Source organism: Corynebacterium sp. 2571A, from assembly GCF_055700935.1.
This window is the reverse complement of record NZ_JASTTE010000001.1, coordinates 104805-128883: the sequence shown is the minus strand read 5'-3', so window position 1 is coordinate 128883 and position 24079 is coordinate 104805. Positions and strand designations below refer to the sequence as shown.

The following is a 24079-nucleotide window of genomic DNA, read 5'->3' as shown; positions in this document are numbered from 1 at the left end:
GCTCGCAGCCACCAGTCAGTTTCCTGCCGGCTCCCAGAAAACCGGATCCCAGCCCATCCGTGCCGGGTCGAAGCGCTCTAAGATCTCCTCCGCGCTGCGGGCCCCGGCCAGCCCCAACGATGCCGCCAGTTGCCCCACCACCTGCTGGACGCTGGCGGTCTCCAGCAGCTGGCGCAGGGTCACCGCCCCGTCGCGCTTGGACAGGCGCCGGCCGTCGCTGTTGAGCACCAACGGCACGTGGACGTACTCCGGGGCCGCCTTACCCAAAAGGTGCGCCAGGTACGCCTGGCGCGGGGCGGAGGTAAGCAGGTCGTCGCCGCGCACCACCTGGTCCACGCCCTGGTAGGCGTCATCGACCACCACGGCCAAGTTGTAGGCGAAATCCTGGTGCTGGTTGGCGTTCCCGCCGCGGCGCAGAATGAAGTCATCGACCTCGCCGGTGTAGTCACCGCGGTGGTAGTCGTGCACGGTGTACTCGTCGCGGTCGGCGCGCAGGCGCAACGCCGGCACGCGGCCGGCCGCGGCCAGCTCCGCCCGCTTGGCCTCCCGCTCTTTTTCGCTCAAGTCCCGGCACGTGCCCGGGTACTGGCCCGGAATGGCGTGCGGGGCGCGGGCGGCCTCCTGGATGTCCTTGCGGGAGCAATAGCACTCGTAGTGCGGCAGGTGCGCCAGCGCCGCCTCGTACGCCGCAAAACGGTCCTGCTGGCGCAGCACCTCACCGTCCCAGTCCAGGCCGATAGCCTGCAAGTCCTCTTGCTGCCGCGCGGCGGATTCCAGCGAGGAACGCTGGGTGTCCACGTCCTCGACCCGCAGGTAGAATTTCCGGCCGGACCAGCGCGCAAACAGCCAGGCCAGCAGCGCAGTGCGCAGGTTTCCAAAGTGCAGGTCACCGCTTGGGCTGGGCGCGTAACGCCCGGCCGCAGGAAGGGTCTCAGAACTCATAAATTACAGCGTACCGCCCGCGTTCTGGCACGATAAGGTGCATGACAAAACAATCGGCAACCGCAACCACCAACCCCGGTGGCGAGAGCATCCGATTCATCCCGGTGCAGGCCAGCCTGTACCCGTGGCTGGTCACGCTGTTCGTCGTCACCTTCCTGATCTCGAATATCAACGCCACGAAGGGCGTCGAGCTGGGCCCCCTAGTCACCGACGGCGCCTTCTTCCTGTTCCCCCTGGCCTATATCACCGGCGACGTGCTGGCCGAGTGCTACGGCTTTAAGTCCACCCGGCGCGCCATCTACATCGGCTTCGCCATGGCCCTTCTGGCCGTGCTGTCCTTCTACATCGGCATCTGGCTGCCGGAAGCCGAGTTCTACGAGGGCCAGGAGGCCTTCGCCGCTACCCTGGGCCTGGTTCCCCAGATCGTTGCGGCCTCCCTCTGCGGCTACCTCGTCGGCCAGCTGCTCAACGCCTGGGTCATGTCGGTGCTCAAGCGCCGCAACGGCGAGAAGAAGCTGCCGGTCCGCCTCATCGCCTCGACCGTCGTGGGCGAGTTCGGCGACACCCTCCTGTTCTGCGCCATCGCGGCGCCCGTCATCGGCATCTCCACCGCCGGCGACTTCATCAACTACGTCATCGTCGGCTTCCTGTGGAAGACCCTCATCGAGGTCGTCCTCCTGCCGGTGACCACCCAGGTCATCAAGTGGGTCAAGAAGAAGGAGAACTACGTGGCCGGCGGGGCGGGCGCCTAGGCCCGTAAGGTATCCGGCTTAGCGCTTGATACCCAACCTCCGGTAACGGTTCACCGCGGCCAGGATCTCGTGTTTGCGTGGGCGCGACAGGTGCCCGGGGTGGGCGCGCCCCGGGGTCAGCGCGGTCAAAGACTCGGCGGCGATGGTCGCCAGCAGCTCGTCGACCAGCTCGGTGACGGGGCGGGAGTCGTTGTGCTTGCCCAACCACTCCAAGCACAGTGCGATGGCGGCGGTCTGCGGGGCATCGGCCAGCTGCGAGACCGCGCTTAGGTCGATGTCGCTCTTAGCAAAACTGATGGTCTCCAACCCGCGCGGCTTCGCGCCCTGGGGCTTGCCCTTGTGCCCGGCGGTGGGCTGGAGGCAGCCCGGGGCCAGGGCGCGGGCGCTCGGCTCGAACATGCCGGGCTCCAACGCCAGCTCGTGCGGGCGGGAGCCGGCGGCGATCTCATGGGCGCGGGAGGTGATGTCGTGCGGCTGGTAGCGGTCCATGGCGATAACCGTGTCGGCCAGGCTGAGGTAGGCGCCGGAGCCGCCCGCAATCAGGACGGTGGACATGCCCTTGTCCTGGTAGAGCGCCTTCACCCGCGCCACGTACGGGGTAATGGGCTCCTGGTCGCGGGGGACGAGCTCCTGCATGAGGCGGTCCCGGATCATGAAATTCGTCGCCGAGGTGTCCTCGTCGATCAGCAGGGCGGTGGCGCCGGCCTCAGCGGCCTCGACGACGTTGGCGGCCTGGGAGGTCGAGCCGCTGGCGTTGGTGGTGGAAAAGCGGCGGGTATCCGCCCCGGTCGGTAGGTTGGTAATGAACGGGGAGATATCCAGGTCCGTGACCGGGCGGCCGTCCTCGGCGCGCACGCTGGTAGCATCCGCCCGGGTGATGACCCATTCGCGGCCGTCGCCGGCCACGTGCGGGTAGACGCCGCGCTCCAGGGCGCGCAGCAGCGTGGACTTGCCGTGGTAGCCGCCGCCCACGATGACGGTCAGCCCGGCGGGAACCCCCATGCCGGTCACGGTGCGGCCGCTGGGCAGCTCGAAGCTGTGCGTGAGCTCCTCCGGGGCAAGGAAAGCCGCGGCGGTATCCGCGTCCATCGGCTTGTCGCTATCCCCGGCCCGGCGCGGCAGGATGGCGCCGTTACCCACGAAGCCGACCAGGTCGCGGGTAGCCAGCTGCGCGCGCAGGGCCTCCTGGTCGCGCAGGAGCCAGACGTGACTAGCCAGTTCATCCGGGTCGAATTCCTCGGCCAGCACGGCTTCTTCCACCGCGTCCGGCAGGTCCTCGGCCAGCAGGCCGGCCGCGCGGTGGCCTAAGACGCGGCGGCCCTGGGCCGGCAGGCCGACCAGCAGGCGCACCTCAATGACCTCGTCGGTGACCACGACGGCGCTGCGCTCCAGCACCTCCTGGCCGATGAACCCGACGCTCACGCTGTTGGACTTGCCGCTGCCCTTGCGGCCTTTGCCTCCCTTGCCGCCGCCGATGGCAGCGACGGTGCGCGTAAGCCTGCGGGCCAGGAAGTCGGCCACCGCGACCTTGTCGAGCTCATCGGTGACCACGTCGGCCGGCAGGTCGGCCACCGCGCGGGGCACGCGCACCCGCACCTTGGACGGGGCGGCGAAGGGATCGCTTTGCACCTTGTCGATCGCCACCGTCAGCCCGTCCGGGCCGGGCTCGGTATAGGTGCCGGCCAGCTTCTTGTACGCGCCGTAACCGGCGCCGTCTATACCGTGGCAGGCCTTGGCGAGGTCCTCTAAAGTACCGCCTGCGCGGCGGTCACCGCGAAAATTCTTTCCAGACATACCCGCCACCGTAACACCCGCCTAGGCGTCACAGCGCGGGCCCTTCGCGTTAGCGGCCGGCGTAGTAGCGGCCCAGGAATTCGTCGCGGTAGGCCGCGTAGTAGCCGCCGTCGATGGCGGCGCGGATAGTGTCCACCAGGCGGACCATGAACTCCAAGTTGTGGATGGTACACAGCGTCCCGGCCAGGTACTCCTTCGCCTTGAGCAGGTGGTGCAGGTAGGCCCGCGAGTAGTTCTCGGAGACGTAGCCGCCGAATTCCTCGTCCACGCCCGCGAAATCGCGCTTGAAGCGCGCGTTCGACAGGTTCAGCCGCCCGTCCAGGGTGTAGACCCCGCCGCGGCGGGCCAGGCGCGTCGGCGCGACGCAGTCAAAGGTATCCGCGCCGGCTTCTACCGCGGTAAACAGGTCGTCCGGCTCCGAAATGCCCAGCAGGTGGCGCGGCTTGTCCTCCGGCAGCTCGTCGCAAACCCAGCCGACGATGGTGCCCAGGTTTTCCTTCTCCAGCGCGCCGCCGATGCCGAAGCCGCCGAAGCCGCGGCTGCCGGTCTCCCAGGCCTTGTCGGAGATCTCCACCAGGCCGCGGGCGGCCTGGCGCCGCAGGTCCTCGTACTGGGCGCCCTGCACCACGCCCCACAGGGACTGCTTGGGCCGGTGGGTGCGCTCCTGGGTCAGCCGCGTGTGCTCATCGATGCAGCGCTGCGCCCAGCGGTGCGTGCGCGCCACCGACTCTTCCTGGTAGGCGCGGGTGTCGACGAGCGTGGTCAGCTCGTCGAAGGCGAACATGATGTCCGCGCCCAGCCCGTGCTGGATCTGCATGGATTTTTCCGGGGTAAACCGGTGCTTGGACCCATCGATGACGGACTTGAAGTCCACCCCGTCTTCATCCACCTGTGCCATGCGCTCCTTCTTGGCCGCGCGAATGTCCTGCTCCGTCAGGTCGGCCAGGTCCATGGCCAGCACCTTCTTGAAACCCACGCCGAGGCTCATCACCTGGAACCCGCCGGAGTCGGTGTACGTCGGGCCGTGCCAGTTCTCGAAGGCGGCGACCCCGCCGGCGGCGTCCACGATGTCGTCGCCGGGCTGCAGGTAGAGGTGGTACGCGTTCGACAGGATGGCTTGCGCGCCGGTGGCCCGGATCTGCTCCGGCGTCAGGGTCTTGACGGTGGCCTTGGTGGCCACCGGGATGAAAGCCGGGGTCTGGATATCCCCGTGCGGGGTGCTAATCACCCCGGTGCGGCCGTGCTTTCCCGCGCCTTCCTGTTCCAGGCGGGTACGGACCTTAAAGCTCAAGTCACCTGCGTGCGTCATGCTGGTCAGTATATTCCCTCTGCTTAGTGGCCTGGGCTTCCCATTCCTTTTCCAGCTCGTTGCCCTCGATGTCGATGGTGGGCAGGATCTTGTCCAGCCAGCGCGGCATCCACCAGGTGCCGCGGCCCATCAGGAACATCGTGGCGGGCACGAGTGCCATGCGCACGAAGAAGGCATCGAAAAGCACGCCCGCGCCCAGGGCGAAGCCGAAGATCTGGATGAACGGCAGCGGCTGGTTGATGAAGGCCACGAAGACCGAGATCATGATGATGGCCGCCGCGGTGACCACGCGCGCGCCCTGGGTGAAGCCGACGATGGTGGCCTCTTCGACCCCGTTGTAGGGCGAGCCCGGCTGGGAGGTGCCGCCGCTGCGCGTGTAGTGCTCGCGCATGCGCGTGACCAGGAAGACCTGGTAGTCCATGGCCAGGCCGAAGGTCACGCCGATGAGGAAGATCGGCATAAAGGAAATCAGCGGGCCCGGCGCCGGCACCAGGCCCCACAGGCCCTCCTGCCAGAACAGCACGGTCACGCCGAACGCGGCGCCCACCGAGAGCAGGAAGCCGAGGCCGGCCACCAGCGGGACCAAGACCGAGCGGAAGACCACGAGCAGCAGCAGGATGGCCAGGCCCACCACGATGCCCAGGTACAGCGGCATGGCCTGCTCGAGGCGTTCCGTGATGTCCAGCTGCACGGCGGTAAGCCCCGTCATGCCGACCTCGGTGCCGGTCGCGTCCTCGATCCGGGAGTTGGTATCCCGCAGGGCGTTGGCCACGCCCACGGTGGCCTCCTCCGTGGGCGAGGTCTCCGGGGTGACCATGATCTGCGCGGCGTTCTGGTCTTGGCTGAGCCCCACCAGCTGGGCGTGCTTGACCCCGCCCACGCCCTTGAGCTGATCCGTGGCGTACATGAAGGAGGAGAACGCGGCCTTGGAGTGTTCGTCGTTGCCCTCCTGCGCGGACATCAGCGGCTGGAGCGCGGCGGAGTCCTCGTTGACGTCGGCCGCGTCCACGATGACCAAGAACGGCCCGTTCACGCCGGGGCCGAAGCCCTCCGCGAGCAGGTCCGCGGCCTTGCGCTGGGTGGTATCCGGGTTCGAGGTGGTATCCGCCGGCAGCGCCAGCTCCATGTTGAGCACCGGTGCCGAGAGCAGGCCAAGGGAAAGGACTACGCCGGCCATGGTCAGGCCCGGCACCTTCTGGACCGCGCGCACCCAGCGGTTGCCCATGGTGCGGCGGCGGGAGCGCTTGCCCTTGCGGTTCGGGTTGCCGGCCACGCCCGGGATGCGGCCCGCGAAGGCCTTGTCGCCCAGCAGCCCCAGCAGGGCCGGGATCAAGGTCAGGGCGACCAGCACGGAAATCGCCACGGTGCCGGCGGCGGCCAGGCCCATGGCGGACAGGAAGCCGATGCGGGCGATCACCAGCGCGAAGAGCGCCACGAAGACCGTGGTGCCGGCGAAGACCACCGAGGAGCCGGCCGTGCCGGCGGCCATGCCCGCGGCCTCCGGCCCGGACATGCGCTCGCGCTCGGCGCGGTAGCGCGACAGGATGAACAGGGCGTAGTCGATGCCCACGGCCAGGCCGATCATCACGGCCAGCACCGGGGTCATGTTGTTCAGCTCCACCCAGTGGGTGGCGATCATCAACCCCAGCGAGCCGAGCCCCACGCCGATCACCGCGGAGATGAGCGGCATGCCCGCCGAGACCAGCGAGCCGAAGGTGAAGATCAGCACCAGGAAGGCCACGCCCAGGCCGATTATCTCCGAGGTCGAGTTGACGCGGATATCGTCGCCGAAGCCGGCGCCGCCGGCCTCGACCTGCAGGCCCGCCGCGCGGCCCAGGTCCATCGCGTCCCTGACAATCTCCTTGTCTTCCGAGTCCACCGAATAGGGGCTCTCGGCGTCGAAGTCAAAGGTCGTGTACGCGATGGTCCCGTCCTCGCTGACCATTGCCAGGTTGTCCGCGTCCTGGCGGGCGGATTCCTCCGGCAGCCCCATCGAGGTGAACTGGTCGACGACCTGCTCCTGCAGCTTGGGCGAGACCTCCAGCGGGTTGCCAAAGCGCATGGTGTCGCCCATGTCCAGGTTGTCCCGGAGGTAGTCCACCACCTGGTCGATGGCCTGCGCGTTGTCCGGGTCGCTGAGCTTCTCGCCCTCCGGGGCGTGGAAGACCAGGTTCACCGTGGGCGCGTTCGCCGGGTTGCCGCCCTCGGGGAAGAGCTCCATGGTCCGGTAGGTCGCGTCGATGGACGGCGTGCCCGCGATGGAGAACTCGCTCGTCATCGGCTTCATCAGTGCCACGGCCGTACCCGCGGTCGCGGCCAGGAGCACAAGCCAGGTGACGATGACCTTCCACTTGTTCAGGTAGGACCAATGCCCCAGCCGGTACAGGAGTTTAGCCACGAGGTGAACACCTTTTCTGCATCAATATTCCCACCGCTGCGCGGGAAAGAAACGGGAAGGAAGTTTAAAAAATCTAGGGTAAGGACTGCATAGCCGTATTGCCCTAGTCTAAGTTATGGATCAAAAAATTCCCTATCCCACCGGAATGCGCCGGTCAGATAGGGAATTGAGTTGGCGGTGGCGGCGGGATTTGAACCCGCGGTTGGGGGTTACCCAACAATCGCTTTCGAGGCGATCACCTTCGGCCGCTCGGACACGCCACCGCGTAACAGGTTACGGCAGGCGCCCCGCGTTAACAAAATCGCCGGTTAGCGCCCCGCCGCACCGCGTCCACGACTTACTTGTCGTCGCCGGTCAGCTTGCCCAGGGCCTCGGAGGCCTTGTCCTTGATGTTGTTAGCGGCGTCGGACAGCTTGTCCTTGGCGTCAGCAGCGGTCTGCTCGCCCTTGCCCTCGTTGGCAACCTGTTCGTTGTCGGTAGCCTCGCCGTAAGCTTCCTTAGCCTGACCGACGACCTTGTCCTTGGCGTTCTCGAAATCAGCCATGATTTTCCTCCTTGTTAGAAACGAATTCGTTTGGGTAGCCCCCAGCATACGCGTGAATACTCGACCGCGCCGCCAGAAAGGTGTCACACCTCACACACTAGCGCAGTGATTCAAAAAATCCTGCCATAAGCTGGGCGCATTCTTCCTCGAGGATCCCCGCCCGCACCTGCGGGACGTGCAGCCCGCCCGGCGCGCGCACCAGATCGACCCACGATCCGCAGGCCCCGGTCTTCGGCTCGAAGGCGCCAAAGACCACCGAGCTGACCCGCGCCCCCAGCAGCGCCCCGGCGCACATGGCGCACGGCTCCAGGGTGACCACCAGCTCGCAGCCGGTTAACCGCCACCCGTCCCCGTGCTCTTTGACCGCGGCCCGGATGGCCTCCACCTCCGCGTGGGCGGTCGGGTCCTGGCGCTGCTCGCGGCGGTTGACACCGGTGGCCAGCTCGCGCCCTGCGGCATCGAAAAGCACGGCACCGACCGGCACGTCCCCGGCCGGGGTACCGGCCGCCACCTCGAGCGCGCGGCACATGCGGCTTTCTGCCCGGCGCGACCCCTCACTGTCCGGCAGGCCGTGGATGGGCGCGGGCATCAGTCGAGCTCGTCGTCGCTGTCGCTGTCGAGGTTGTCGATGGCCTCCTCCAGCTCGTCGCCGAAGCCGATATCACCCGCGATGCGCAGCAACATATCCGACGGCCAGTCCTCGTCGTTGTCCACGATGAAGCCGAGCTGGTCCTCGCCCACCCCGAGATCCGCCAGGATGTCGAAGTCGCCGTCGGCGAAGCCGTCCACGTCGTCCAAATCATCCGGGTCGATATCCGGCACGTCCAGGTCCCGCATGTCCAGAAAGTCCGCCGCGTAATCATCATCGACCGCCATCGTGGCGTCCGAGAGCAGCATATAGACCCCGCCGGGCACGGGGCGGATGATGACGAAATAATCGTCGTCGACGCAGACCATCCCGAAAGCGGCACCCTCGGTGCGCAGGCTCCGCACGGCCCGCACGGTGCGCGCGGCGTCGTCAAAGTCGTCGTCGAATTCGCGCACCACCCAGCGGCCGTTATCTTGGTGAACCGTGACCGCGAAGGAGTACCCGGAAAAATTTGCGTCGCTCATACCTCGTGAGAGTAGTCGCAATGTGGGAAGATTGTCACTGTGAGTTCTTCAGATGTCCAACGTCCCATTTGCATTATCGGTCTCGGCCTTATCGGCGGCTCTCTCCTGCGCGATTTGACCGAATGTAAGCACGCCGTTTTCGGTTACAACCACTCCACGTCCGGCGCCCGCACCGCTGTCAAGCAGGGCTACGACGTCACGGACGATCTGCCGGCCATCCTCCACCGCGCCGAAGCCGAGGGGGCTCTCATCGTCGTGGCCGTACCCATGGAGGCCGTCGGAGAGGTCCTCGACGCCATCGCTGAACACGCCCCGACCTGCGGCATCACCGACGTCGTCTCCGTCAAGACCGCCGTCTACGACCTGATCAAGCAACGCCAGATGGAGACCCGCTACGTGGGCGGCCACCCGATGGCCGGCACCTCCAACTCGGGCTGGAACAACTCCCAGACCGGCATGTTCAAACGCGCCGCCTGGGCCATCACCTTCGACCACGCCCAGGAATGCGAGGCCCGCGGCGAGCGGATCGGCCAATTCTGGGTCGATCTCTTCGCCGACGTGACCCGCATGACCCAAATGGTCGGCGCGGAAGCCGTCCCGGTGACCGTGGACAACCACGACGCGGCCGTGGCCCGTATCTCCCACCTGCCCCACATCCTGGCCGAGCTGCTCGCCGTGGTGGGCGACAACGGCGGCATCCTCGCCCAGTCGCTAGCGTCCGGCTCCTTCAAGGACGGCACCCGCGTGGCGGGCACCCGCCCCGAGCTCGTCCAGCAGATGTGTGAGACCAACGCCCCGGCCCTCGTCGACGCCCTGGACGAGTCCCTTGAGCTGCTCCAAGCCGCCCGCGACTCGCTGTCCTCCGCGGAGCCGTCCATCGCGGACCTCGCCGACGCCGGCTACCGCGCCCGCACCCGCATTGAGGCCCGCTCCGGCGCACGCAAGGAGTCGGTCTCCCCCATCAAGATCTCCTCCCGCCCGGTCCTGCGCCTGCACCCCGGCGGCCACGGCTGGGTCGCGCTGCTGCGCCAGTCCCAGTCCCTGGGCGGGCGGATTGAAATCTTTTAGCCCGCCCCCCCAACGCGTCGCCGCCCGCCGGCGCGCCCAGCCGCTGACCTACCGACCCGCGGAGTTATACCGCCTGCCGCAGCTGCGCGCCAGCCGCGTGTTAGGCGCCGACTTCGACACCGCCGCGGCCGGCCTGCGCGGCTGGCGGGTCCAGGCCAGCCTCTTCCGCGTCCGCGCCACCGGCCCGGCCCTGCCCGGCGCGGTAGTCGAGCTCGGCCTCGGCCTTGGCCCGCTGGTGAAGAAGTTCTATTGCCGCGTCACCGACGTTATCGACGAACCCGACCGCTGCGGTTTCACCTACGGAACACTCCCCGGCCACCTCGAGCGCGGCGCCGAAACCTTCACCCTGACCCGCCTGCCCGGAAACCGCGCCCGCCTGGACATCCTCGCCCGCTCCGAGCCCGCCACCTGGTGGCTGCGGCTTGCCCGGCCAGTGATCGACCTCGCCCGGCGTGCCCTGACCTCGCGGCGGTACCTGCGGGCACTGATTTAGGGGGCGCTGGGAAAATATCGACCTCTGACCGATTTCTTCCATGTTTCCCAGGTGGACCGGTCAGGTGTGGAGCAGAGGTCGATATTTTCCCAGCGCCCCCTAATTCCCCACGCCACACCAAGCCGGACACGTGACCCACGTCATTGCCGAAAACTATATTCTCCCGGATACTTGAATAGTGAACCAATAATCGCGGGTTTCCGCCCGCCGACCGGAGGGAGTTTCATGACAAACCAACGCATTGATGACAAGGTCGCACTCGTTACCGGCGCCGCTCGCGGCATCGGCCAGGCCATCGCCCTGCGACTGGCCGACGATGGCGCCAACGTGGCGGTCCTGGACTTGGACGCCGACAAGTGCGCGGACACCGTCGCGAAGATCGAAGAGACCGGCCGCAAGGCGGTAGCCATTGGCGCCGACGTCTCCTCCCGCGACCAGATCTACGCCGCCATCGACAAGGCCGCTGAGGAGCTCGGCGGCTTCGACATCATGGTCAACAACGCCGGTATCGCCCAGGTCCAGCCCATCGCGGAAATCGCCGACGGGGAGGTCGACTCCATCTTCGACATCAACGTCAAGGGCGTGCTGTGGGGCATCCAGGCGGCCGCCGCTAAGTTCAAGGAGCTGGGCCACGGCGGCAAGATTATTAACGCCTCCTCCATCGCCGGCCACGACGGCTTCCCGGTCCTGGGCGCCTACTCCGCCACCAAGTTCGCCGTGCGTGGTCTGACCCAGACCGCGGCGCAGGAGTACGCCGCAGACGGCATCACCGTCAACGCCTACTGCCCGGGCATTGTTGGCACCGACATGTGGGTCGAAATCGACGAGCGCTTCCACGAGCTCACCGGCGCCCCGCTGGGCGAGACCTACCAGAAGAACGTCGAGGGAATCGCCCTGGGCCGCGCCCAGACCCCGGAGGATGTCGCCGACTTGGTCTCCTTCCTGGCTAGCCCCGGCGCGGACTACATCACCGGCCAGGCCATCCTGACCGACGGTGGCATGGTCTACCGCTAAACCAACCCGCGCATAGCTAAAGCCCCTAGCCGCTTTCGCAGCCAGGGGCTTCGTGTTTGTGCGCCCGGAGGGATTCGAACCCCCAACCTTCTGATCCGTAGTCAGATGCTCTATCCGTTGAGCCACGGGCGCATGTCGCTGAACTCGAAGAACTCCTGTTCTCTCGGCAACGAAGAATTACTATACCCGCCCTTTGGGCGAGTACCAAAACGCCAGCTTATTGCGTATAAACCGGCGTTTCTTAAGGCGGATTTTTACAAGACCATCCCGAAGACGGGGACGGCGATGAAATAGGTCGCCAGGGTCGCCAGGACCAAGGCGATGACGTTGAGCCAGAGGCCGCCCTTGATCATCTCGCCGATGGTGACGTAGCCGGAGCCGTAGGCGATGGCGTTCGGCGGGGTGGCCACCGGCATCATAAAGGCACAAGTGGCCACAAGCGCGACCGGGACGGTCAGGATCATCACGTTGATGGCGGCCGCGTCGGTCAGGCCGATACCGACGGCGACGCCGCCCATAATCGGCAGGAAGGTCGCGGCGGTGGCGGTGTTCGAGGTGAACTCGGTGAGCACCAGCACCAGCGCGGCGACGGCGGCCACGAGGAGGAACAGCGGCAGGACCTGCAGGCCCTTGGCCATCTCACCGACCCACAGGGACAGCCCGGACTGGGTGAACATGGCGGACAGCGACAGTCCGCCACCGAAGAGCAGGAGCACATCCCAGGGCAGCTCGTTGGCGGTCTTCCAGTCCAGCAGGCGCACGCCGTTCTTGCTGTCGGCGGGCAGCAGGAAGAGCAGCAGGCCGGCGATGATGCCGACGATGGCGTCGTCGTAGCCGACCCCCCAGCCCTGCCAGTTGATGAGCAGCGGGACGAAGACCCAGGAGATGGCGGCCAGCGAGAAGATGATGGCGACGCGGATCTGCGGGGCGGTCCACGGGCCCATGTCCTTGATCTCCTGGTCGATGAGCTCCTTGCCGCCCGGGATCTGTTTCATCTCCGGCGGGAAGACGGTAATCAGCACGACCCAGGCCAGGAAGGTGAAGATGATGGCCACCGGCATGCCGACCAGCATCCACTGGGCGAAGCCGATCTCAATGCCGTGGGTTTCCTTCATGTAACCAGCCAGCAGCAGGTTCGGCGGGGTACCGATGAGGGTACCCAGGGAACCGATAGAGGCCGAGTAGGCAATCGCCAGCATCAGGGCGGTGGCGAACCGCTTCTGGTTCTTCATGCCGCCCACCGTGTCGGCGGTCAGCTGCAGCACGGACATGCCGATGGGCAGCATGACCACCGCGGTCGCGGTGTTGGAGACCCACATGGACAAAAAGCCGGTGGAGATCATGAAGCCCAGGATGAGGCGTTTGGGCGAGGTGCCCACCAGCTTGACCACCATCAGCGCCATGCGTCGGTGGACGTTCCAGCGCTGCAGCGACAGCGCGACGAGGAAGCCGCCCAAGAACAGGAAGATGGTGGACGAGGCGTACGGCGAGGACACGTCGGAAATCTCACCGACCCCGGCCAGCGGGAAGATGGCCAGCGGGATGAGCGCGGTCGCGGCCAGCGGCAGGGCCTCGGTCATCCACCAGGCGCCCATCAGGATGGTCACCGCCGCGACAGTGCGCAGGGCCAGGTGGCTGTACTCCGCGTCCGGATCCGCGCCGCTGGAGTTCATCACGGTCTCCACCGAGCTGGCCGGGAAGATGAAGAAGACGATGATGGCGAGCGCGAGGCCGCCGACGATCCCGATGAGCTGGCGGCGCAGTTCACCCTTCTTAACGCCTTTGTCCTCTTCGCCTTCTGGGTGGGCGGTCGACTCGTGAGTCTGTGGAGTTGTCATGGGGAACACCAATCTGTGAGACTGAGATATAGCGCCTAGGTGAGGTAGCGCCTCTGCGATTTAGCGCCTAGCTGTGCGCATATGGGGTAAGGAAACAAACAACACTTTGTTGCCTAATGTGGGGAACTTTACAAAACTTGTGTCACATATGCCACAACCCGGCCGCTTGGCCACCCCCGAAAACGGCCCGCGCGGGGCCACCCAGACACCCGTTTACGCCCGGGGACTCCCCCGGCCCCTAAATACCCAGGACAGCCTTGGCGATGAAGAAGTAGATGATGAGGCCGGTGGCGTCGCAGAAGGTGGAAATGAACGGGTTGGAAAAGACCGCCGGGTCCGCGCCCACGGCCTTGGCCAGGATCGGCATCATCCCACCCACCGTGGCGGACATGGAACAGACCAAGAACAGCGTGATCCCGATGACCAGGCCGATGTCGAAGCCGTAGGCCAGCGTAGCCAGGCCGACGCCGAGCAGGCCGAGCACCGCGCCGAGCAGCATCCCCACGCGCAGCTCCCGCCACATCACCGCCAGGATGTCCTTTTTTCGCACGTCGCCCAGCGCCAGCGCGCGGGTGACGGTGGTGGCGGCCTGGTTGCCGGTATTGCCGCCGGTACCGGTCAGCAGCGGGATGAACAGGCTGAGCACCACGGCGGCCGCGAGGGTCTCCTCGAAGGCGTCGAGCACCTGGACGGTCAGCAGGGCGGAGACCGCTAGCACCAACAGCCAGACAATGCGCGAGCGCACCAGCTTCAGCAGCGGGGTGGACATATACGGCTGCTGCAGGGCCTCCGTACCACCGGCGCGGGCGGAATCCTCGGAGTCCTCTTCCTCCACGATGTCCGTGGCGTCGTCCCACGTCAGCAGGCCGACCAGGCGCTTGGATTCGTCGACGATCGGCATCGCCAGCAAGTCCAGGGGCAAAAACCAGCGGGCGGTTTCCTCCGCGTCGTCGTAGGCGTAGGCGAAGACCGGCTCGCGCATCAGGTCCTCGACCATGCGGTTGCCACGGGCCATGAAGAGCTCGCGGAAGCTGACCACGCCGACCAGGCGGCGGTCCTTGCGGGTGACCGGCAGGGTGTAGATGGTCTCGACGCCATCGGCAGTAGCGCGCAGCTTGGCCAACGCCTCATCCACGGTCATCTCCCGGTAGATCTCCGGGACCTCCGGGGACATGCGGCGGCCGACCGAACCCTTCGGGTAGCCCAGCACGACGCCCGTGACATCCCGCTCGGTCTTGTCCAGCGAGCGCAGCAGGCGATCGGCGATCTCGGCGGGCAGCTCGTCCAGCAGGGAGACTCGGTCGTCCGGGTCGAGCTCGTCGAAGAAGGCGTAGACGTCGGCGTTGCCCAGCTCGTCGATGATATCGGCCTGGTGCGCGGAGTCCAGCGCGTCGAAGACCTCGATGGACTTGTCCCGCGGCAACAGGCGCAGCACCACGGCCGCGCGGACGTTGTTCTGGCGCTCGACCAGCGCCACGATGTCCTGGATGGGAGGCGTGTCCAGGAGCCTTTGCATGTCCGGCGCCGCTTTCGGATCGATTTCCCCTTCGGTCCGCAGCAAATCCTCTAGCCGATCGATGGCCTCGTCTACCGAGTTGCTCATGCCCGCCACCTCCCTTGATATCCACACTGATTGACGTTGGTTCGGTGCCGGGGTTCCCGGCGTGCCTTGCTAAGAATAAACCCAAAGTGCGGAATTTGGGCAACGGACACTTCCGGCGGCCCGCCAGCCTTTCCTACAGCCGGTTTATTGAAGCTCATTTTCATGCTGTACGCAGGAGAAAAGAAGCCGGTACCGCGGTAAAATTGTGGGGTATCCCAACCGACACGCACCGAGGAGAACCCGCCTATGTCCACCATGCTTGCCGCCACCTATTACGGCCCGAACGACGTCCGCTTCGAACAGCGCCCGAAGCCGCAGATCATTGACCCGACGGACGCCATCATCCGCATTGAAAAGACCACCATCTGCGGCACCGACCTGGGTATCTCCCACGGCAAGAACCCGGAGATCGAGGCCACCGCCCGGGAAAAGACCGGCGAGTGGAACGGCCGCATCCTGGGCCACGAGGGCATCGGCGTCGTGGAGGAGGTCGGCGCCAACGTCACCAACTTCCAACCGGGCGACCGCGTCATCATCTCGTGCGTATCCCGCTGCGGCTCCTGCCCAAACTGCCAGAAGCAGCTCTACGCCCACTGCACCGGCGGCGGCTCCTGGATCATGGGCTACATGATAGACGGCACGCTGGCCGAGTACGTGCGCACCCCGTTTGCGGATAACTCGCTGTACAAGCTGCCCGCAGAACTGGACACCGACATCGCCGTCTTCCTCTCCGACGCGCTGCCCACCGGTCACGAGATCGGCGTGCAGTCCAGCGACGTCAAGCCCGGCGACGACGTCGTCATCGTGGGCGCCGGCCCGGTCGGGATGGGCGCGCTGATTACCGCGCAGCTCTACTCCCCGGCCACCATCACCGTGGTGGATATGAACACCACCCGCCTGGAGCTGGCCCAGAAGGTCGGCGCCACCCACGTGGTCAACCCGGCAGAGGAAGACGCCAAGGAGGCCATCGCCCGCATCACGGAGGGCCGCCTGGCGGATGCCGCCATCGAGGCCGTCGGCCTGCCCGCCACCTGGGATACCTGCCAGGAAATCGTCAAGCCCGGCGGGCACATCGCCGTGGTAGGCGTGCACGGCCAGCCGGTCGACTTCCGCCTGAACGACCTGTGGATCAAGAACCTGACCATCACCACCGGACTGGTGAAGGCGGATTCCACGGAGATGCTGCTCAAGGCGGTTAGCAACACCCAGATCCCGATGAAGGAACTGGCCACCCACCACTTCACCTTCGCCGAGCTGGAAAAGGCCTGGGAGACCTTCGCCCACGCGGATGAGACCCAGGCAATGAAGGTGATGATCTCCTCCGAGTAAGCACCGTCTATTTTCCCGCCTGCCCACCGCGTCAACCGGCCTAACCGCCGGCGGGCGCGGTGTAGCCTGTAGCCCATGCCCACTCCGACCATTAACGTCAGCGCCGTCATTTTCCGCAACCGCACCGGCGAAGTGCTCACCGCCCGCAAGGCCGGCACCAAACTCTTCCAGTTCCCCGGTGGGAAGCCGGAGCCGGGCGAAAACGCCCGGGCGGCAGCGGTGCGCGAGGTGGCCGAGGAGCTGGGCGTGGAACTTGCCGGCGCGGCGTTAAAGGAGCTCGGCACGTTTGACGCCCCGGCGGCCAACGAGGCCGGGCACGCCGTGTCCGCCACGGTCTTTAGCTACCCCTACGAGGTCTCCGCCCAGGCCAGCCACGAGATCGCCGAGCTGGCCTGGGTCAACCCGCACGCGCCACAAAAGCCGCTCGCCCCGTTGCTGGCCGAGGAGGTCTTCCCGGCGCTGGCGGCGAGAACGGCCCCACGCTCCATTGCGGTGTATACGGGGGCGAGCACCGGCACGGACCCGCACAACCTGGAGCTGGCGCGGGAGCTGGGCACCGCGCTGGGCGCGCACGGGGTGCGCCTTATCTACGGCGGCGGCAAGGTCGGGCTGATGGGCGCGGTGGCGGACGCCGCCCACGCCGCCGGCGCGCCCATCACCGGGGTCATTCCCCAGCACCTGGTGGACGGCGAGATCGCCCACCCGGGCCTTGACCGGCTGGAGGTGGTAGAGACCATACACCAGCGCAAGCAGCGCATGAGCGAGCTGGCCGAGGCCTGCGTGGCGCTGCCGGGCGGCGCCGGGACCCTGGACGAGTTCTTCGACGTCTGGACCCGCCAGCAGCTGGGCCTGCACGCCACGCCCCTGGCCCTGTTCGGCGCGGCCTTCTGGGCCCCACTGGTGGACCTGCTGGACCACCTAGTGGAGCAAGGCCTGGTGCGCGCCACCGACCGGGACAGCCTCATCGTGGCGGACACCGCCGAGGAGCTCTTCGCAAAGCTGGACCGCTGGGTCGCGCCCCGGCCCAAGTGGTCCTAGCGCCGGCGCCCCACCCGGTCGGCCACGCCGAAGCCCAGGGCCGCCAGGCAGACCGCGGTAATCATGGCGAAGCCCATGATGATGGCCCCGGGCCAATCGGCGTCGGTGTTGCCCAGGGTGGCGAAGACGATGGCGGTGGTCACCGCCAGCCCGACCGCGGTGCCGATCCGCTGCCCGGTCTGCATGACCGCGCCGGAGGAGCCGGCGTAGTTGGCGGGCACCTCGGCCAGCGTCAGCGTCTGGTTCGGGGAGACCACCGCGCCCTGGCCGGCGCCGACGAAGCACAGGGTGAGCACCAGCCACCACTCGCTGACGGACCAGTGCGTGGTCCCCCAAATCACCACGATGGTCGCCACCAGTCCGAAGAGCGTGGTCAGCATGCCGATAATCACCACGCGGCGCCCGTAGACCGAGACGCTCTTGCCGGCGAGGGTGGCGGTCACGGAGTTCAGCAGCGCCGAGGGCAGGCCCACGCAGCCGGCCACCAGCGCGGAATAGCCCAGCCCGTTCTGGAAATACAGCGCGACCAGCACCCAGATGCTAGTAATGCCCATGAACCACAGCGTGGCGATGATGGTCCCGTTGCGGAAGGTAAAGGTCTGGAAGATGCCCAGGTCCACCATCGGCTCGTGGCCGGTGGACTTGTGGTGGCGCTCCCAGGCCACCCAGATGGCCACGCAGACCGCCCCGGCGGGCAGGAGGGCCCAGACCCACCGCGAGCCCGAAGATTCCACGAACGGGAAGAGCACGCACAGCACCGCCAGCCCCAGCAGCAGCGCGCCGACCGGGTCCAGGGACTTAAACGCCTGCCAGGCGCCGACCTTCTCCCCGGCGCTGTCGCGCACCCTGGAAAACAGCGGGCGCGGGAACCACATCAGGCCTAAAACGATGGCCAACAGCCCGATCGGGAAATTGACCAGCATGGTCAGGCGCCAGCCTAGGTCCGGGCCGCCGATGCGGATGAGGAAGCCGCCCAGCACCGGCCCGATGGCCACCGCCACGCCCACGGTGGAGCCGAAATAGCCGAAGGCCCGGCCGCGTTCCGCACCGCGGAAGTACTGCTGGATCATGCCCACGCCCTGCGGGTTGAGCAGGCCCGCGCCAATGCCCTGGATGAAGCGGGACAGGTTCAGCGACTCGGCGTTCGGCGCGAAACCGGCGGAGGCACTAGCCAGGGTGTAGATAGCGATACCGACGAGGAAGATGCCGCCGCGGCCCACCAAGTCCCCGGCGCGCCCAGCGGCCACCAGCACCACGCCGAAGGTGAGCGCGTAACCGGACAGCACCCACTGCACGTCGGAGTCGCTGGCGTCTAGGCCGGCCTGGATGGACGGCAGGGCCACGTTGACGATGGACACGCTAATCAGCGACATAAAGATCGCGACGAGCAGGACGATGAGCACGCGCCACCGGGCGGGATCCTGCCCGGCCGGGTACTCCGAGGCATTCGCCTCCGATACTGTGGATGCGTTTTTGTCTAAGCGCCCGGATTTTGTCATTACACTACTTATACTCTGCTCGCGCAGATTCGCAATCCGCCGGGATAAGGCCAGAACAAAGCCAAAAACGCCCGCGGACCGAGGGAGATTTAACTCGGAACGCGGGCGGAAATATGGCGGAGACGAGAGGATTTGAACCTCCGGCCCTCCGTTAAGAGGGCAACTCATTAGCAGTGAGCCCCATTCGGCCGCTCTGGCACGTCTCCAACGTAAAACGCGGTGCTTCTAGCTAGCGCAAACCAGCCGTCGCACCATGAGTTACGAAGATTTAGGGTACCTGTTAAACAAAACAGAAACAAACTCGCCCCTCCCTACCGCCGCGGGAACGTCCGCGGGCATCGCGAGCCAGGAAAGATCCTACCGACGTAGTGACCTGTCACACTTTTCGCGGCATAATCGGAAGGCGAGACGATCGCAGCACGAGCCACCACCCCGCGCCGTGCTGGCGCACCTTAACCGGAAAGGACTTCTTTATGCGCACCACCATCGGCGAGTTCCTGCTGGACCGGCTCAAGGCCATCGGCATCACGGAGATAATCGGCGTTCCCGGCGATTTCAACTTAAGCTTCCTGGAGCAGATCGACGCCGCCAGCGGCATCCGCTTCGTCGGCGCCTGCAACGAGCTCAACGCCGCGTACGCGGCCGATGGCTACGCCCGGCAGCGCGGGGTCGGGGCCTTGCTGACCACCTACGGGGTGGGGGAACTGTCCGCCCTCAACGGGATTGCCGGTTCCCGGGCCGAGCACGTCCCCGTCGTCTCCCTGGCCGGCGCCCCGCCGCAGTACGCCACGGAATTCCGGTGGAATATGCACCACTCCCTGGCCGACGGCGACTACGCGAACATGCTGGAGGCCCTCGCCCCCTTCACGGAGATTTCCACCCGGGTTTCCCCGATGAACGTGGTGGAGGAATTCGACCGCGCGCTGCATACGTGCCTGCGGGAAAAGCGCCCGGTGCACATCCAGATCCCCTCGGATATCACGCACCTGGAGATCGAGGTCGACGATGCCCCGTTCAGCACCGCCCTGGCCGCCTCCGATCCGGAGCGGCTCGCAGCTGCCACCGAGGCCGTCCTCGCGCGGCTGGCACAGGCCCGCCGGCCGCTGGTGCTCATCGATCAGGACACCGACCGCCACGGCTTCACCGCGGCCCTGGACGCGCTGGTGCACCGAGCCCAGATCCCGTACTCCCAGCTCTCGTCCGGCAAGGCCATCCTGGATGAAAACGATCCGCTCTTCCTCGGCACCTACAACGGCGCCTCCTCCGCGCCGGGCGTGCAGGACCGCGTCGAGTCCGCCGACTTCCTGGTGACCACCAACCCGCGCTTCATCGAGGTCAACTCCGGCTCCTATACCCACCAGCTGGACGAGAGCGCCATCATCAACTTCGGCGACCAGCACGTCAACGTCGGCGGCGAATACTTCGTGGGCATCAACACCCGCGAGCTCCTGGGCGCCCTCGTCGAGAAGGTGCCGGCACGTGAGCCCGCCTCCCCTGCCGCCGAGCGGCCCGCCCCCGCCACCGACGATTTCGGCGCGGATCCTTCCGCCCCGCTCACCCAGGCGCGCATCTGGCCGCGGATGGCGCGGTTCCTGCGGGAGGGAGACGTGGTCATCACGGAGGCCGGCACCTCCAATATCGGGCTCGGGCCGCTACCGATGCCCACCGGGACCAAGTACATCAACTCCCCCATCTGGGGCTCGATCGGCTTCACGCTACCCGCCCTGCTCGGCTCCCAGCTGGCCGCGCCGGGCCGCCGGCACGTGCTCTTCATCGGCGACGGCTCCTTCCAGCTGACAGCCCAGGAGCTATCGACCATCCTGCGCCAGGATTTAGAACCCATCATCGTGCTGGTCAACAACGGCGGGTATACCATCGAGCGCTATATTCTGGGCATGGAGCAGGAGTACAACGACATCCAGAACTGGGATTATGGGGCCCTGCCCAAGGTGTTCAAGGCCGATACCACGATGGCCTCCTACAGCGCCGCCACCGAGGGCGAGCTCAACTCCGCGCTGGAGCAGATTGCGGCCAGCGGGACCGGCGCCTTCCTCGAGGTCCGCCTCGATCCCTTCGACGCGCCGCAAGGCCTCAAGGCCTTCGGCCCGACCACCGCAGATTTCGATTTCGGCCCGCGCGGGCCCCGCAACCCCTAAGGTTAAGTCCATGATTCGTCCTGACCTTTCCTCCCTCCCCGTTTACCGGCCCGGCGCGCGCAACGACGACGCCGTGAAGCTGTCCTCCAACGAGGCCAGCCACCCGCCGTTGCCGGCTGCGCAGGAGGCGATGAACCGTGCCGCCGCCGGGGCCAACCGCTACCCGGACATGGGCGCCGTGGCCCTGCGCGAGGCCCTGGCCCAGCACCTGGGTGTGGACTTCGACGAGGTGGCGGTAGGTACCGGTTCCTCAGCCCTCTGCCAGCAGCTGGTGCAGATCACCTCCACCGCCGAGAGCGAGGTCATCTTCCCGTGGCGCTCCTTCGAGGCCTACCCGATCTTCGTCCAGGTGGTCGGCGCGCAGCCGGTGGCCATCCCGCTGGGCGCGGACCACGGCATGGACCTGGCCGCGATGGCCGACGCCATCACGGAGCGCACCAGCCTAATCTTCCTGTGCAACCCGAATAACCCGACGGGCACTACCATCACCAACCAGGAGTTCACCGACTTCATGGACAAGGTGCCCGGCGACGTAGTCGTCGCCCTCGACGAGGCCTACTTCGAGTACAACCGCGCCGCGGATACCCCGGACGCCACCCAGTACCTGCGCCGGTACCCGAACCTGGTGGGCATGCGGACCTTTTCCAAGGCCTACGGCCTGGCCGGGGTGCGCGTGGGCTACGCCTTCGGCGCCGCGAATATCATCGCCGCGCTCAACCAGGTGGCCGTGCCGTTTTCCGTCAACGCCGTGGGCCAGGCCGGCGCCCTGGCATCGCTGGCGGATGCTGCCACGCTCCAGTCCCGCACCGACGAGGCCGTCGAGCAGCGCGAACGCGTCGCCGCCGAACTGGCCGATTTCGGCAGCCCGCACTCGGAGGCCAACTTCGTGTGGCTGCCGGCGCCGGCCATCGCCGCTTTTGGCACGCCGCAGGAACTGGCCGCCAAGATCGCGGCCGAGGGCGTGCTGGTGCGCGCTTTCGACGAGGGCATCCGCATCACCGTCACCACCGCGGAGGAAACCGACGCGCTGGTAGCCGCCTTCCGCGCCGCCACGGCACAGGCGGACTAGGCGGGCGCGGCGGGACCGCTAGAATGGGGCGAAACGTCAACCGCTAGGAGTGCCCCGCCATGCGTACCCTCGTCAACCTGGCCCTGAACGTGGTGGCCATCGCGATCGCCCTGTGGGTCGTGGTCACCTTCGTGCCGGGCGTGGACATCGTCCCGCCGGCGGCCAACGGCTTCAACGAAATCGGCTCCACCAACGAGCCCGGCTCCTCCGGCACCTTCATCGCCGTGGCCATCGCCTTCATCGTGGTCAACGCGGTGGTCACCCCGGTGCTCCGCGTCCTCGGCGCGCCGATTACCTGCCTGACGCTGGGACTTTTCATCTTGGTCATCAACGGCGCAGTCCTGCTGCTGGTCGAGTGGCTGCTCAACCAGCTGGATCTGGGCGTGGGCAACCTGGCCATCGACGGCTGGTGGCCGGCCATCCTGGGCGCGGTGGTGCTCTCGCTGGTCTCCGGCGTGGTCAACTTCTTCACCAGCCCGGTCCGGCGCCTGGCCAGCGGCGGCCGCTCCTAGCCGCCCGCGAAAGGCGGCAGGACGTCCACGCGGGTAACCCCTTCCAGCGCCACCCCGCGGTAGCTGTCGCCGGCGGCCGAACCGTCGACGAGGAAGGTGCAGCGCGGAAGGATTTCTTCCAGGCCCATACCCGCTTCCGTGGTCCCCGGGTGCGCGGCGGCGAGCTGGTCGAGCAGCTCGCCTAGGCGGGCGGGCACCTGCGCATCCGGGATCTGCTCGTGGGCCGTCCCGGCGGCGGCGCGGGCGGCCGCGAAATAGTGCACCTCCAACATGGCCTCTACTATGCCGGGCTAGGCCGTTCCTTGTCGAACCCGCCACCCCAGCGCGCCTAGAACGCCCGTTCAGTCCGCGGCCCACTCTTTTCCGCGGCTGCCGCGCCGGGGCGGCTAAGATGGGGCCTATGCGTACTCCGGAACAGCACCATGCGGAAGTCAAGCAACTGCTGGATGACTGCGGCGCGCTCCACCGCAGCCGACACCACGAGGTGGCCCTGAGCGAATCCTTGGGCGCCACACTGGCGGCGGACGTGGTCGCCGCCTATGACTCTCCCCGCTTCGATAATTCGCAGATGGATGGCTATGCCCTGCCCACCGCGGCTGGCGGGACCTTCCCGGTCGGTACGACCATCCCGGCCGGCACGGATCCGGATCGCTTCTACGCGGACGGCTTAGGCGGCCAGGCCGCGCCCATCATGACCGGGGCGAAGGTCCCGCGCGGCACCGCCGCCATCGTGCCGGTCGAGCGCACCGAGCCGGCGGACTTCCTGCCGCAGGGGGCCACCGTCACGGCGCCGGCCGTGCCGGAGGGCCAGTTCGTGCGCGCCGCCGGCAGCGATATTTCCCGGGGCTCCACGCTGGTCACCGGCGGCACCCGCATCAACGCGGCGGTCATCGCCACCCTGGCGGGCCAGGACATCCCAACCGTCAACGTGGTGGCCCCGGCGCGGATCGTGATCTGCACCGGCGGCGCGGAGATCGGCAGCAGCAGCGCGGACCTGGCGGATCGCTCGGCCGCCATCCCGGACTCGAACGGGCCTATGCTCACGGCCCTGGCCGCGGAAGCCGGCATCGTCGTGGCCGGCCACGTGCGCACCGACGACGATCCGGTGAAGCTGCGCCGCGACCTGGACACCGCCATCGCGGAGCTGCAGCCGGACGCCATCGTGACCTCCGGCGGCATCAGCGCCGGCAAGTTCGAGGTCGTGCGCCAGGTGCTGGAACCGCACGGCTGGTTTGGCCACGTCGACCAGCAGCCGGGCGGGCCGCAGGGGCTGGCCAAGCTTTCCGGGACGCCGGTCATCTGCCTGCCGGGCAACCCGATCTCCTCGCTGGTCAGCTTCCACCTCTACGTCGCCGACCTGCTGGGGACCACCCTGCCGGCCCTGCCCGCCCAGCTCGCGCACCCGGTGACCGGGCTGGACGACCGCGAGCGCTTCCTGCGCGGCCACATGACAATCGGGGCCGACGCCATCACCGCCAGCCAGGTCGGCGGGCCGGGTTCCCACCTGGTCGCGCAGGCCATCGGCGCCGACTGCCTCATCCGCATCCCCATCGCCGCCGAGCTGGACGCCGGCGCCCAAGTGACCATCTACCCGCTGTAATTCTTTGT

At 67.2% G+C, this 24079-nt stretch carries 21 protein-coding genes and 3 tRNA genes; 10 read left to right on the top strand and 14 right to left on the bottom strand.

The window, feature by feature from the left end; all coding sequences use genetic code 11:
- Window positions 1–15: 15 nt before the first annotated feature.
- The gene (gene gluQRS, locus QQS53_RS00740; protein WP_472774086.1) at window positions 16–942 is read right to left on the bottom strand and encodes a tRNA glutamyl-Q(34) synthetase GluQRS; all 927 of its coding nucleotides are present in this window, start codon (window positions 940–942) and stop codon (window positions 16–18) included.
- Between the two features lie 41 nt (window positions 943–983).
- On the opposite strand from gluQRS, the gene QQS53_RS00735 reads away from it, so the two are divergent.
- Entirely contained in the window at window positions 984–1694 is a 711-nt protein-coding gene (locus QQS53_RS00735; RefSeq protein WP_472774085.1) for a queuosine precursor transporter, read from the top strand.
- Between the two features lie 18 nt (window positions 1695–1712).
- On the opposite strand, the gene QQS53_RS00730 is transcribed toward QQS53_RS00735, so the two are convergent.
- From QQS53_RS00730 to QQS53_RS00700, 7 genes are all read right to left on the bottom strand, one after another.
- Complete coding sequence (locus QQS53_RS00730; RefSeq protein WP_472774084.1) at window positions 1713–3488, bottom strand: ABC-ATPase domain-containing protein; 1776 nt, start codon at window positions 3486–3488, stop codon at window positions 1713–1715.
- A gap of 49 nt (window positions 3489–3537) precedes the next feature.
- The gene (tgt, locus tag QQS53_RS00725; protein WP_472774083.1) at window positions 3538–4797 is read right to left on the bottom strand and encodes a tRNA guanosine(34) transglycosylase Tgt; all 1260 of its coding nucleotides are present in this window, start codon (window positions 4795–4797) and stop codon (window positions 3538–3540) included.
- Window positions 4781–7195 (bottom strand): MMPL family transporter, encoded by a 2415-nt coding sequence (locus QQS53_RS00720; protein ID WP_472774082.1) that lies wholly within the window; start codon window positions 7193–7195, stop codon window positions 4781–4783. The genes tgt and QQS53_RS00720 overlap by 17 nt, the downstream gene beginning before the upstream one ends.
- A gap of 172 nt (window positions 7196–7367) precedes the next feature.
- Window positions 7368–7458 (bottom strand) — tRNA-Ser (locus QQS53_RS00715).
- Window positions 7459–7532: 74 nt separating this feature from the next.
- A complete protein-coding gene (locus QQS53_RS00710; RefSeq protein ID WP_472774081.1) occupies window positions 7533–7739 on the bottom strand; it encodes a CsbD family protein in 207 nt (68 codons plus the stop codon).
- Window positions 7740–7836: 97 nt separating this feature from the next.
- Window positions 7837–8268, bottom strand: coding sequence for a nucleoside deaminase (locus tag QQS53_RS00705; protein WP_472774494.1), 432 nt, complete (start codon window positions 8266–8268; stop codon window positions 7837–7839).
- A gap of 59 nt (window positions 8269–8327) precedes the next feature.
- Entirely contained in the window at window positions 8328–8852 is a 525-nt protein-coding gene (locus tag QQS53_RS00700; RefSeq protein ID WP_472774080.1) for a tRNA adenosine deaminase-associated protein, read from the bottom strand.
- A gap of 39 nt (window positions 8853–8891) precedes the next feature.
- Here QQS53_RS00700 and QQS53_RS00695 point away from each other — a divergent pair, with 39 nt between their 5' ends.
- The 3 genes from QQS53_RS00695 (at window position 8892) to QQS53_RS00685 (ending at window position 11427) form a co-directional block, all read left to right on the top strand.
- On the top strand, window positions 8892–9920 hold the full coding sequence (locus QQS53_RS00695; RefSeq protein WP_472774079.1) for a prephenate dehydrogenase: 1029 nt from the start codon (window positions 8892–8894) through the stop codon (window positions 9918–9920).
- Complete coding sequence (locus QQS53_RS00690; RefSeq protein WP_472774078.1) at window positions 9907–10413, top strand: DUF1990 family protein; 507 nt, start codon at window positions 9907–9909, stop codon at window positions 10411–10413. The genes QQS53_RS00695 and QQS53_RS00690 overlap by 14 nt, the downstream gene beginning before the upstream one ends.
- A 225-nt stretch (window positions 10414–10638) precedes the next feature.
- Entirely contained in the window at window positions 10639–11427 is a 789-nt protein-coding gene (locus QQS53_RS00685; RefSeq protein ID WP_472774077.1) for an acetoin reductase, read from the top strand.
- Window positions 11428–11486: 59 nt separating this feature from the next.
- Here QQS53_RS00685 and QQS53_RS00680 read toward each other — a convergent pair.
- The 3 genes from QQS53_RS00680 to mgtE all read right to left on the bottom strand — a co-directional run bounded on the left by QQS53_RS00680 (window position 11487) and on the right by mgtE (window position 14868).
- Window positions 11487–11559, bottom strand: a tRNA-Arg gene (locus QQS53_RS00680).
- 122 nt (window positions 11560–11681) lie between these two features.
- Window positions 11682–13265 (bottom strand): SLC13 family permease, encoded by a 1584-nt coding sequence (locus tag QQS53_RS00675; RefSeq protein ID WP_472774076.1) that lies wholly within the window; start codon window positions 13263–13265, stop codon window positions 11682–11684.
- A 238-nt stretch (window positions 13266–13503) separates the two neighbouring features.
- The gene (gene mgtE / locus QQS53_RS00670) at window positions 13504–14868 is read right to left on the bottom strand and encodes a magnesium transporter (RefSeq protein WP_070768583.1); all 1365 of its coding nucleotides are present in this window, start codon (window positions 14866–14868) and stop codon (window positions 13504–13506) included.
- 246 nt (window positions 14869–15114) lie between these two features.
- On the opposite strand from mgtE, the gene QQS53_RS00665 reads away from it, so the two are divergent.
- Complete coding sequence (locus QQS53_RS00665) at window positions 15115–16197, top strand: zinc-dependent alcohol dehydrogenase family protein (protein ID WP_472774075.1); 1083 nt, start codon at window positions 15115–15117, stop codon at window positions 16195–16197.
- 75 nt (window positions 16198–16272) lie between these two features.
- Window positions 16273–17235 carry a TIGR00730 family Rossman fold protein gene (locus tag QQS53_RS00660; protein ID WP_472774074.1) on the top strand — a complete coding sequence of 321 codons (963 nt, stop codon included), beginning with the start codon at window positions 16273–16275 and terminating at the stop codon, window positions 17233–17235.
- On the opposite strand, the gene QQS53_RS00655 is transcribed toward QQS53_RS00660, so the two are convergent.
- Both QQS53_RS00655 and QQS53_RS00650 read right to left on the bottom strand, forming a co-directional pair.
- Window positions 17232–18734, bottom strand: coding sequence for an MFS transporter (locus QQS53_RS00655; protein ID WP_472774073.1), 1503 nt, complete (start codon window positions 18732–18734; stop codon window positions 17232–17234). The two genes, QQS53_RS00660 and QQS53_RS00655, sit on opposite strands and share 4 nt — an antisense overlap.
- Before the next feature lie 114 nt (window positions 18735–18848).
- Window positions 18849–18940, bottom strand: a tRNA-Ser gene (locus QQS53_RS00650).
- Window positions 18941–19207: 267 nt separating this feature from the next.
- Here QQS53_RS00650 and QQS53_RS00645 point away from each other — a divergent pair.
- The 3 genes from QQS53_RS00645 to QQS53_RS00635 are packed head-to-tail and all read left to right on the top strand — an operon-like array spanning window position 19208 to window position 22471.
- Window positions 19208–20890: an alpha-keto acid decarboxylase family protein gene (locus QQS53_RS00645; protein WP_472774072.1), complete on the top strand. Its 1683-nt coding sequence runs from the start codon at window positions 19208–19210 to the stop codon at window positions 20888–20890.
- 10 nt (window positions 20891–20900) lie between these two features.
- A complete protein-coding gene (gene hisC, locus QQS53_RS00640; protein ID WP_472774071.1) occupies window positions 20901–21959 on the top strand; it encodes a histidinol-phosphate transaminase in 1059 nt (352 codons plus the stop codon).
- Window positions 21960–22018: 59 nt separating this feature from the next.
- On the top strand, window positions 22019–22471 hold the full coding sequence (locus tag QQS53_RS00635) for a phage holin family protein (protein WP_472774070.1): 453 nt from the start codon (window positions 22019–22021) through the stop codon (window positions 22469–22471).
- On the opposite strand, the gene QQS53_RS00630 is transcribed toward QQS53_RS00635, so the two are convergent.
- Complete coding sequence (locus tag QQS53_RS00630) at window positions 22468–22743, bottom strand: MoaD/ThiS family protein (RefSeq protein ID WP_472774069.1); 276 nt, start codon at window positions 22741–22743, stop codon at window positions 22468–22470. The genes QQS53_RS00635 and QQS53_RS00630 overlap by 4 nt on opposite strands.
- A 128-nt stretch (window positions 22744–22871) precedes the next feature.
- Between QQS53_RS00630 and QQS53_RS00625 the strand changes: the two genes are divergently transcribed.
- Window positions 22872–24071, top strand: a complete 1200-nt coding sequence (locus QQS53_RS00625; RefSeq protein ID WP_472774068.1) for a molybdopterin molybdotransferase MoeA — start codon at window positions 22872–22874, stop codon at window positions 24069–24071.
- Window positions 24072–24079: the final 8 nt, after the last annotated feature.